General features: G+C 45.9%; 7 protein-coding genes and 4 pseudogenes. 4 read left to right on the top strand and 7 right to left on the bottom strand.

Going from position 1 to position 10,045, the window contains the following annotated elements; genetic code table 11:
• Positions 1-268: pseudogene (locus V7L20_RS15300) on the top strand (transposase); the annotation flags it as partial.
• Between the two features lie 225 nt (positions 269-493).
• Here V7L20_RS15300 and V7L20_RS15295 read toward each other — a convergent pair.
• Positions 494-1,081 carry a hypothetical protein gene (locus tag V7L20_RS15295; protein WP_334744905.1) on the bottom strand — a complete coding sequence of 196 codons (588 nt, stop codon included), beginning with the start codon at positions 1,079-1,081 and terminating at the stop codon, positions 494-496.
• Between the two features lie 78 nt (positions 1,082-1,159).
• Positions 1,160-2,298 (bottom strand): annotated as a pseudogene (locus tag V7L20_RS15290) (DegT/DnrJ/EryC1/StrS family aminotransferase).
• A 37-nt stretch (positions 2,299-2,335) separates the two neighbouring features.
• Between V7L20_RS15290 and V7L20_RS15285 the strand changes: the two are divergent.
• Positions 2,336-3,274, top strand: coding sequence for an NAD-dependent epimerase/dehydratase family protein (locus V7L20_RS15285; protein WP_334744903.1), 939 nt, complete (start codon positions 2,336-2,338; stop codon positions 3,272-3,274).
• 521 nt (positions 3,275-3,795) lie between these two features.
• Here the strand turns inward: V7L20_RS15285 and V7L20_RS15280 are convergent.
• Positions 3,796-4,419 (bottom strand): hypothetical protein, encoded by a 624-nt coding sequence (locus tag V7L20_RS15280; protein ID WP_334744902.1) that lies wholly within the window; start codon positions 4,417-4,419, stop codon positions 3,796-3,798.
• Positions 4,420-4,840: 421 nt separating this feature from the next.
• Positions 4,841-5,974, bottom strand: a pseudogene (locus tag V7L20_RS15275) (ISAs1 family transposase).
• A 183-nt stretch (positions 5,975-6,157) separates the two neighbouring features.
• Here V7L20_RS15275 and V7L20_RS15270 point away from each other — a divergent pair.
• Positions 6,158-6,565: pseudogene (locus tag V7L20_RS15270) on the top strand (DUF6444 domain-containing protein); the annotation flags it as partial.
• A 334-nt stretch (positions 6,566-6,899) separates the two neighbouring features.
• On the opposite strand, the gene V7L20_RS15265 reads toward V7L20_RS15270, so the two are convergent.
• The 3 genes from V7L20_RS15265 to V7L20_RS15255 form a co-directional block, all read right to left on the bottom strand.
• Positions 6,900-7,526 carry an NADPH-dependent F420 reductase gene (locus V7L20_RS15265; protein ID WP_334744901.1) on the bottom strand — a complete coding sequence of 209 codons (627 nt, stop codon included), beginning with the start codon at positions 7,524-7,526 and terminating at the stop codon, positions 6,900-6,902.
• A 61-nt stretch (positions 7,527-7,587) separates the two neighbouring features.
• Positions 7,588-8,196, bottom strand: coding sequence for an NADPH-dependent F420 reductase (locus V7L20_RS15260; RefSeq protein ID WP_334744900.1), 609 nt, complete (start codon positions 8,194-8,196; stop codon positions 7,588-7,590).
• 118 nt (positions 8,197-8,314) lie between these two features.
• Positions 8,315-9,064, bottom strand: a complete 750-nt coding sequence (locus tag V7L20_RS15255) for an SDR family NAD(P)-dependent oxidoreductase (RefSeq protein ID WP_334744899.1) — start codon at positions 9,062-9,064, stop codon at positions 8,315-8,317.
• Between the two features lie 233 nt (positions 9,065-9,297).
• Here V7L20_RS15255 and V7L20_RS15250 point away from each other — a divergent pair, with 233 nt between their 5' ends.
• Entirely contained in the window at positions 9,298-9,915 is a 618-nt protein-coding gene (locus tag V7L20_RS15250) for a TetR/AcrR family transcriptional regulator (RefSeq protein ID WP_334744898.1), read from the top strand.
• Positions 9,916-10,045: the final 130 nt, after the last annotated feature.

The raw sequence follows: 10,045 nt of genomic DNA, 5'->3' as shown, positions 1-10,045 counted from the left end.
TAAATACAATTTGGATGGATGGAGGCTATCGAGGCGAAGACTTCATCTGTTGGGTAATGGATATGTTTCGGTGGATTGTTCAAATTGTCCTTAGACCCTTGGAGTATTGGGTTTCGTCCTGTTACCAAAGCGTTGGGTCGTTGAACGAACTTAAGGCTTGCTCAATTGGTGTCGGCGCTTGAGCAAGGATTATGAAAGACTACCCGAAACTTCGGAAACTTTTATTTACTTAGCTATGATTCGGATCATGGTTAGACGCCTTGCATGATTTTTGACTAGCTTTGACTTTTAAAACATCCTCTAATATCCTGATAAATCAAGGCTGCTTTTTCTAAGCTATCTATCAACAGAAAATTATCTCAGTTAAACATTACAAACCAGTCAATTGCACGCTATGCTTTTTTATTCATTTGATTCATTTGTATGTTGGTTTGAGGTTCTTATTTATTCTACTATCGTAGTAAAAAAAGTCAATAAAGTTAATCATAAAAGCCTACTGTATCAACACGTTAGTTTGGGATTGCTTCAATAAATTTTTCACTGCATAATTTCTCACTTGTGCAACATTTTGTTTTTTGCAGCAAAATTTTTTGGCGATCGCTTCCAATGTCATTGGCTTTCGCCCGATACCGTAATACATGGCGAAGACTTGTGCCTGTTTCTTAGTCAAGCAAGACAAATCAATGTTGTTGGTGCATCCTAATTTTGAGGACAATTCGGCATTGCGCTTGATGATCAGATTTTGGGCGGACTCTGGCTGCGCTTTGTTTTTCTTGCTACGGTAAGCTGCAAGGCGAGACTTGCCTTTGTCGCTGCTATTGTACTTGCGGTTCGATTCTGTTTTATCAAGCCGCGAAGCATAGCAGGCATGACAGACCTGCTGCTGCCCATATTGATCCCGCCCGCAACTGGTTTCCCCCTGCATAGCAGCCTTTAACCACTCATTAACGCTTTTCTTTGGCGCGTGCAGCGCTTTTTGAATTTCCTTGGATACTTCAAAGAAGTCTGGATCAGAGATGATTGTCTCTAAATCAAACTCTTCTTTTACATACTTAACACGAGGGCACGCACTGACTTTCATTTTTCTCCCGACATATCCAGGAAAATTTTCCTGGTTTTTTATTTGAGGCTCCTAGTCTGATCTTAGTAGCTCAGTAGGTCAAGCTAAAAGCGCCCTGACAGCATCAATAACTCGGTCTACATCTTGGGCTGACATTCTAGGATAGATTGGCAGACTTACGGCTCGTTGAAAATAATCCATTGCATGAGGAAAGTCAACTTCTTGCAAATTAAGCTTTTTTTCCATTGCGGGTGCAGGCATAGTGGGACATAGTGGACAGAAGTTCCAATCCCTAAGCAATCCATCCTCTGGATAAAATGATTGCGCGATCGCCATTTAGGTAGGCGCAGGATGTAAAGATGCCAAGCGTGGGTGTCACCAGGTTGTGGCTGTGGCGGCAATTGAACATCCAAATCAGCAAACGCTCTGGTGTAAGCATCGGCAATCTGTTGCCGCGCTCGAAGCCCAGCTTCTAGTTTTTCAAGCTGGACGATGCCGATTGCAGCGGAAATTTCATCCATATTGGCTTTTAGCCCTGGCTCGATGACTCGGTAATCCCAAGGCATAGCTTCTGGGCTGCGGTAAATGCCATGCAGCCTAGCAATGCGGCAATCTGTCATCAGCGTTGGATTGTTGGTCACAATCATGCCACCTTCAGCAGTAGTCATGGCTTTATTCGGGTAAAAACTGAATACCGTCGTCGAGAACTTATGTCCACCGATTGGTAATCCTTGAACTTTAGAGCCAAGAGCGTGAGCGGCATCCTCGACAATCGCAATTCCGTGGGCGCTTTCAATTCTTAATCGTTGCATGTCAATCGGCAGCCCAGCGAAATGAACTGGTAGCAAAGCCACCGTTTTTGAGTTAATTCGGCTGTATACTTGCTCCCAATTCCAATTCAAAGTGGCAGGGTCAATGTCTACGATGACTGGTTTTGCTCCCACGGCAGTGATCGCTTCTGCTGTGGCGGTGAAAGTCAAACAGGTCGTAATCACTTCGCTGCCAGGGACAACTCCTAATCGGCTTAGAGCAAGAATCATCCCGGAAGTGCAGGATGAGACGGCGATCGCGTTAAAGCCAACGCCCATGTAATCGGCGAACTTGCGCTCAAATTCATTAACCTTGGGCCCTCCGTTAGCACCACCGGTCAAAATACCAGATCGCAGAACCTTAATAGCTGCGTTGATTTCTTCTTCTCCGATATCAGGGGCAAAAAAAGACAAACGTTCAGATTGCATGTTATTTTTTTGACAAACTAATCAATAAATATAACTTATGCGAATTCTAGTAACTGGCGGCTCTGGCTTTATCGGTCAATATTTGTGCAGACACCTGGATTCTCTCGGACATGAGGTGACAACTTTCGATCTCCGGCATCCAAGCGAGGAACTAGAAAAAGTCCACTATTATACTGGCAACGTCAGCGAAATTAGGTTTTGGAGAGACATACACGGATTTGATTACGATTGCTTGATCCATCTGGCATCAGTAGTTGGCGTTAAGGCAGTTAGCAGTCAGCGCATCACTACCACCAATACGATTCTTGAGGGTATCCGCAACGCTCTTTGGTATTGCCAAGCTACTCGCACACCAATTGTCTATGCATCCACATCTGAAGTTTATGGCAATGCTCCATCTCCTCTCTACGAAGATAAGTCAGAGTCCTTGCTGGGTCTTTCATCCATTCCTAGATGGGGCTATGCCGCTGCCAAGTTAGCGGCAGAACACATGGTACTAGGCTACCAAGAAGAGTTGGGAGTCAAAGCAGCGATCGTCCGCCCGTTCAACGTGACTGGTCCTGGTCAGTCACAAATGGTACTCCCAACTTTTGTTTCTCAAGCAACAAAAAACAAACCAATCACAATCAATGGTGATGGCTCTCAAGTGCGTTGCTTCATAGCAGTACAGGATGCAGTTGAGGCGCTTACTAAATTAGCGATGGGATTGGTGATCGAAGACTTGGGAAATGGCGAAATCTTCAATCTTGGCAACCCAGGAAATCAGTCAAGCATTTGGAATTTAGCAGAGCAGGTCAAACGTCAGGTGGGCAGCGATAGCCCAATTGTTATCAGCCAGCGCACTGATGAAATCTTCAGGCGCATTCCAGACATAACCAAAATCAGCAACCTTATTAACTGGTATCCAACGCGGAATTTGGCCAGTATCATAAATGCTATGGCCAATATGTCCAGTAGGTCGTTGGCATCAAATTAGCGATTTAGGTGTGGAGCGATCGCTCTTAATTGCGAGGATCGTAACTGTCGAAGATTGCAAGCATCCTGTGACTCCAATGGCAATGTACTACATGTTTAATAGTTTAGGATTGCTTTTATCTTTAAATCCACGATTACCAGAGTGGATTAGATTTTGCCTTGAAATAGTAGCTTTTACTCATTACTGCGTTGCATTTGCGATGATTGTTAAATTGGTTGGATTTTGTCTAAAAAAGTATTCTAATCTCTAACCAGAATGTCACTTGGGGTTCTTAGGCGATAGCCTATCATCGTAACAAGTACTGGTCAATCGCAGTTTCAGGAAAATTTTCCTGGAACTATTCAACTATAAATTCTTGCAGCAAGTCGTTACACGATGTCCGCCTCATCCCATCTCGTAAGCGCACCTTCGATATACGCTTGCGCCAGTGGATGCCCCCGGTTAAATGTTGCCAAAGCTCGTTGCAATGATAACGTTTTATTGGGTTTGGCTCTAGCAAATTCGTCAACACCGATCGCGATTTATTTGAGCGCCGTATACATTGCTGCGACATCCTCCGCATCTAATAAGATTCGCAAGTAGATAACCTCTGCTGTTGTCCTGCGTCTGGCAAAGAGTTCATCAAACCTTGCCTGTAGTGCCTCTAAATCGAAATTTACCTGGCTTTGATTTGTTTCTAGGAGAGTTGGGAGGTTTTGAGCATAAACATCTTTGACGGGCATAGAAGGCAGCAAGGCGTTAGCATAGCGGGGCAGAATGCACATCGCCTCGTCGCCAGCATCGTAAAAATCGCCCAAAGCTTTAGTTTTGACATTGTAGTGCATCAGGTACCTAGCTCGGCTTACATTTTGCTGGCTACCAAGTTGCAAAAATAGATTGAAGAACGCTCGCTTGGGCGTCTTCTTATCTTTGCTGGCGCTGCGCCAGTAGAGCTTCATCGTAGCTTCGGCAGCTTTGACAAATTCTAGCTCCTTACCAGGAGTTAGCATTTCTATCAGTTGCTCATTTAGGACTGGCACTATACCATCAGAGGCTTGAACTAACTGCTTTTGAAGAATAGTATCGGCGTCCTTAACCAACTGTTCTTCCGGTATCGCTGCTGGAGCTTCAGATGGAAATAGTGAAAGCTGGACGTATTTACTCATTCACAAAACCAAGAAAACGAATATCAAAAACTTTATGGCACATCTGCAATATCAGACCGGACATCGGTACGCTATCTAGAAAATCAGCAACGTCTTCAATTGATTCAAGCACTTGTTCGAGTCCGCCATTGCCAACACTCAAACAAGCAATGTAACAAGTGCCTTTACTGGCTGACCCCAGGGGAAACGCACCTTATTTCTTAACAAAAACTAATAAGGAATTCAAAATCATCTATCATAAGTGCAAAACTTGACAAAAAGATAAACAAAATAAATAGATGCTTGTGCTAACACATAAATTAACTCATCTCTAGTGAAAAAACTCTTGTTTAAGATAAATTAACTAACTATTCAGCTATGAATAAGTAAGCTTATTCCTGAAAATAAGCAACAATCTTAACTAAATTATTGATAAGCTAGTTTATGCTAAAGCTAAAACTCTTTCTAAATAGTTATTATCCATTGCTGCCAAAAACTGTTTATTTTTGATTCCCCTTTTCACACGCTTCTCTTTACCTAAAAGATTTACTGCTATCTGCCGCATTACTGCAAAATTTTGTGGAACATTATCTTTTCTAATCCGACATTCATCTTCTTTTAAAGCTACATCAAATACCCAATGCAATGAATTTTTTATCCCCCAGTGACTGCGAACGGAATTAGCAAATTGTTTGGGATTATCTTCAAGACTACTAATAAAATAACGAGTCTCCACTGTTGTTTTACCATCTACTTACCGGACGGATTCTACCATCCCGATACTATTAAAATTTGACCAAACTGAACCAGGGTCAAGCCGAGATTGAATTCCTGATAACATCGCGTAGTAGCGGATTTCATGACGACCATGCCCATGTTCTTCTGTTTTGTATGTGCTATGTTGAAAATCTTGAAAACCCTTGCTTATCTCTGCTTTAAATAGTTGCTCTACTTCATCATACAGATTACCTTGATTCTTTTCGAGAGTAATTACGTAATCTGCGTTTTGTTGGCTAATTAACTTCACAATCTCCTTCTGGCAAACGATGGCATCAATTGTTACAATACAACCAGATAGTTCTAATACTTTTATTAATTCGGGAATTGCTGTAATTTCATTTGATTTCTCATCCACTTTTACCTGCCCTAACACTAACTTATTTGTAGTTGCCCACGCACTTACCATTTGTATTGCACTTTGGTTACTGCTTCTATCATGGGAGCCACATAAAGTTTTACCGTCAATTGCTACTACTTCACCATCCGTCTTGATCTGGATTGACTTTATCCAATTTAAGAAACATGACTGAAATTGCTGCGAATCAACCAGTGCAAATACTCGTGCAAATGTATCATGCGACGGAATGCCATTTGGTAGCTCTAAAAACGTTTTCAACCACTCATATTTTGTGCAGCCATACAATTCAATTGCCACCCAACTGTCTGCTCCACATATCACTGCACATAAAGCAATTGTGAGAATGTCAATTAAATTATGTCGCTTCGTGCGGTCTATTCTTGGGTCTTCCATCAGGGCAAAGTGGTCAGCAATCGTAATTTTGGGCTTGAGCTTCATGCTTTTTTAGGGGCTTTCCTCTACTTCTAGGTTGTTTCGCGGTTTGAGGACTTCCCATGAAAAGTCAGCCCTCGCATAGTTAATCAAAATGCTTACAGAACAGTTAGCCAGAAGTGTTTTGGTGTAAGGATTCAGGTGGCAGAGTATTGACAAAGGGAACACTTGAGGAGGAGTATCACAAATATGAACCAAAACCTGCCTCAAGATTTAGACCCAGAAAGCTTGAACCAGTTATCCAAAGAAGAACTGGTAGAGATAATTATTGAGCAGAGCAAGGTAATAGGTGAGTTACAGAAAATAATCTACGAACTATAGCAAGAAATAGAGTGTTTAAAAGTCAGTAGAGATTTAGATAGTTCTACTTCATCAAAACCTCCATCTGGGGATACCCACAAAAAGAGCGAAAACAAAAAAGCACCTTCTCAAGAGTCATCAAATCAACCGAAAAAGAAACCAGGTGGGCAGCCAGGACATTAAGGTAAGACTCGTAAGGGTTTTGGCAAAATAGATCGTTGTGAAATCTTGCGTCCTGGGAATTGTGTATACCGTGGTCAAAAAGCATTTGCGAGTGCGGCAGCAGGCATTACAAGAGTGATAAGATGTCGGGCATAGGCTGAACCGTGTTCTTGAGTTGTTGTTTGGGAAGACAATAACTCTACTACGACAGCCCTACCTCTTCGTACTCTTTTTGGCGAAGGTATTGAATTAAGAGCAAAACTTGTCGATCCGCATTATGGTTTTCTCCTACACTCTTACACCCCCACACCCCCACACAAGCGCCTACAAGGGTTTCATCTTTACAAGCGTGCCATTTACCCCTACACCCTTACACCCAGAAGCATTATGAACTATGGGTTTGCCGAAAACATGTATGCCATTCGACGTTACGGTGCGACAGAGTTCTTTAGGTAGAGGTGAAGCCCTCTCAGCGAAGCCGACGCACAAAGTGGAGATCGAGCCCGGATAAAGGAGCGCCAACTTCGTGCATAGCACCGCCTACAGCAAGCGACCCAAGATCGATCGCGACGAATCCAGTGCTGTTGATCAAGTCGATGACCAGTTGTTTTGCTTCGGTGTCGTCGCCAGATGTGAAGATAACGGTACGGGGTTTGTTCGGCGAAAAGTCCTGTATCCATTCCATCGGTATGTTGCTGATCGATTTGACAAGCCTTGCGCCGACCGCCATCTCAGCAACTATCTCGCTTGAGGTACGCCCCTTCAATGCCGCCCGCGATCTGGTAACGCCAGCCAGACTGATGTCTGGAACAGGGTCCATATGCGCGTTCGTCGCGTCAATCAGGATGCGGCCTCGCCAATCAATGCCTTTGAGAGCATCAGCCACACTAACCCACCTCGTGGCAAGAATAACGACATCGCATTCGGCTGCCTGCTGCTTCGTCCCTGCGGTCACGCCTGAACCAAGATCGGCGACAAAATCAGTCAGTGTCTCCGGATCTCTGGAATTGGATACAATGATGGTGTGACCAGCGCTTATCAAGTGACGGCCGAATGTGCCTGTTACGGTTCCGGCTCCTATGAAACCTATTTTCATAACATATGTCCTAGCTCGGTTGGATTTGCGAAAGAGTATGCACTTGAACTGACTGCTGCAATCAGGCCAGTTTAGCCAGATTCTGAAACAGAAGAGCGCCAGGGCGACCGCCCAGAACGTGAAGGAGTACGCCGCCTTGATCGAGCCTTCCGAGTTCGATTGGAGCAAAACCAAGCTGAGTCGCCACGGCCCCAACAGCTGCGCTAGCGTCTGCATCATTGCTAGATACGAAGATCGCCTGTCGCTGCCCCTTTACGGCAGGATTGGTTCCCAACTGTTTCGCAGGCAAGTGATTGAAGGCCTTAACTAAGCGCGCGCCGACAAACGCCTTCTCCACAACTTCGGAAGAGAGTAGCCCTCCTAGCTCCTTCCGTTCCTCCGGAGAAAGATCAAGGGTATTCATGGCGTCGACAACGATCTTGCCGTCCCACTGCTTGAATTGCTTCGCTACATCTTTGTAAGCGGAAAAGGGGACAGCAAGGAAAATCATCTCAGCCTTATAAGCGTCTTGAAGGGATTGGGGAACGACGCTCGAACCTAGCTCTTTCGCCAAAGACGCAAGCGTTGCTGGTCCACGGGAGTTTGCGATTGCGACTTCGATGTTCTTGTGTGCAAACAGGCGTGCAAGAGCGGTACCGATCTGGCCAGAACCAATAATGGCGTATTTCATAGAGAATCTCCTTTAAGTAAACTGCTGAGCATTGTTGAGAGAACTGTTTTCAGACCTAACACAGAGCGCAGGCCCTGTCCTCCATCCTCCACTGCTCACCGGACCTCGTCCTCAGCCCTTAGACTTGGCCGATGCCCCCGTCGTCCATCAGATCCGCACCTGTCATGTAAGAACTCTGGTCGGACGCCAAAAAGACTGCCGCGCTAGCGAGCTCCTCGGGCCGAGCGAGTCGGCCGAGCGGGATCATGTTCAGGTACATGTTCACCAGAGACTCACGCTCTTCAGGGGTTGACGACTGAGAGTCGAGAATCGGGGTGTCAGTTACACCAGGGCTGAGCGTGTTGACGCGGATGCCGCGACCCTTGAATTCCGCAGCCCAGGTACGGGCATAAGAACGCAATGCTGCCTTGGTCGCCGCGTAGGCAGTATGGCCAGGAATGCCCATGACGTGCATGGCCGACCCGACCAAAACGATCGACCCACCACCGGTCATCAGCGGCAGCAGCTTCTGCACCAGGAAGACGGGGGCTTTGGCGTTGAGGTTGAATGTCTTGTCGAAATGATCGGGTGTGAGGGAGTCGATCAAAGCCTGCTCCGTCAAGCCCGCGTTCGACACGATGATGTCGACGATCCCCTTTTGGGCCCTTATTGCCGCAGCGATACGGTCGAGGTCATCGAGGTTCGTGACATCTCCCTGAATGGCCGTCACATTCTTTGCGATCAGCGCTGTCGCCTTATCCAACTCCGCTTGGCGACGCCCTGTGATGAAAACATAGGCCCCTTCCTTTACGAAGCGCTTAGCCGTAGCCAAGCCGATCCCACTGTTACCTCCTGTGATGACAGCTACCTTGCCTTCAAGTGCACCCATAGACTTCTCCTTTGATCATTCCTATCCTACATTATATATGGAACAATCATTACAGATGTAATGCGAGGCGGAACGGATTCAAGATTTTGGACTCTAATAGCGGTTCTTAATCGGAAGCAATACAGTAGCAGCAGTGAGTAAACCAGTTAATAATGTCCTGGATGGTGATGGCATCAAGAGCATCAGTGATTGCTTGATCGATCTGTGCAGATGAGAATTGCTATAATAGGGGCGTGGCGAGCAAAAGCAAGAAAACAGGGAACGGAAAGACTGGACGACCGATCAGCTTCGATAAGGACGCGGCCTTAGAGGCCGCAATGCTACTTTTTTGGGAGCGGGGCTTTGAAGGCACTTCCATGGCCGACCTTATACAGGCGATGGGCCTCAATCCCTCAAGCATCTATGCAGCCTTCGGTGACAAGCACGCCTTGTTCTCACTTGCAGTGAAGCGCTATTTGGAAAGTCGAGCGCAGTACGCAACGGAAGCGTTGAAGGAGCCGACTCTCGAAAAGGTTATCCGTGCGCTCTTCGACAATACGGTTGCGTTCCTCACCACACCCGGCCATCCGCCGACCTGTATGACGCTGGTGGGGGCAATGGGTTGCAGCGTAGACGCTACCCCTGCCAGAGATCTGATGACGGAAATACGGAGACAGAACGAAGTCGCCATCAGGGAGCGCCTTCTCGAAGCTCGAAAAAGCGGAGAGTTGTCGAAGGAGATCGATGTGGACGACTACACTCGGTATCTCTCAACGATACTCGCCGGTCTCTCTATTCAAGCAGCGAACGGTTCGACGAAGGCTGAACTGAAGCGGACTTCCCAGATGGTCCTTCGGCATCTGGGTTACTGATACTTGTGGTCTGCTGCTGGACGGGCTGGAGAGCGGGGAAAACGCATCTTATTTACTAATAAAAATTGAAGACGGTTTCAAAATGATATAGATTATTGCAAAAATTCCGAGAATCATCAACAAAATAAAT

Origin of the sequence: Nostoc sp. (assembly GCF_036916735.1) — a bacterium.
Classification (GTDB): Bacteria; Cyanobacteriota; Cyanobacteriia; order Cyanobacteriales; family Nostocaceae; genus Nostoc.
The sequence above is the reverse complement of the archived record's forward strand: the minus strand, read 5'-3'. Positions and strand labels throughout refer to the sequence as shown.

Bases quoted from the DNA above. Each gene is read 5' to 3' on its own strand.
- V7L20_RS15295 (WP_334744905.1), bottom strand. From the start codon at position 1,081: ATGAAAGTCAGTGCGTGCCCTCGTGTTAAGTATGTAAAAGAAGAGTTT.
- V7L20_RS15285 (WP_334744903.1), top strand. From the start codon at position 2,336: ATGCGAATTCTAGTAACTGGCGGCTCTGGCTTTATCGGTCAATATTTG.
- V7L20_RS15280 (WP_334744902.1), bottom strand. From the start codon at position 4,419: ATGAGTAAATACGTCCAGCTTTCACTATTTCCATCTGAAGCTCCAGCA.
- V7L20_RS15265 (WP_334744901.1), bottom strand. From the start codon at position 7,526: ATGAAAATAGGTTTCATAGGAGCCGGAACCGTAACAGGCACATTCGGC.
- V7L20_RS15260 (WP_334744900.1), bottom strand. From the start codon at position 8,196: ATGAAATACGCCATTATTGGTTCTGGCCAGATCGGTACCGCTCTTGCA.
- V7L20_RS15255 (WP_334744899.1), bottom strand. From the start codon at position 9,064: ATGGGTGCACTTGAAGGCAAGGTAGCTGTCATCACAGGAGGTAACAGT.